A 249-nucleotide genomic window follows, 5' to 3' on the forward strand; every position below is an offset into this window, starting at 1 on the left:
TGCGCAGCGTCGAGCCGATCACCCGGATCCGCCGACTGAGCAGACGGCCGAGGTCGGCCTCCGCCACCTTGCTGCCGCCCATCAGGCCGATCAGGACGAGGCGTCCGTCTAGCGCCAGTGTCTCCAGATGCTGCGTCCAGTACGCTGCGCCGATCGCATCAAGCACGACCTCGACGCCTCGGCCCTCGGTCTCCTCAAGCACCTGCGCCGCGAACGGTCCCGCTTTGTAATCTATGGCTAGGCTGGCGC

1 protein-coding gene is annotated in these 249 nt (G+C 67.5%); it reads right to left on the minus strand.

Going from position 1 to position 249, the window contains the following annotated elements:
- Positions 1 to 249, minus strand: a 249-nt coding sequence (locus tag PA598K_RS35560) for a zinc-binding dehydrogenase (RefSeq protein ID WP_148092067.1), incomplete at both ends; no start/stop codon positions are given.

This window comes from Paenibacillus sp. 598K (assembly GCF_003851045.1).
GTDB lineage: Bacteria > Bacillota > Bacilli > Paenibacillales > Paenibacillaceae > Paenibacillus_D.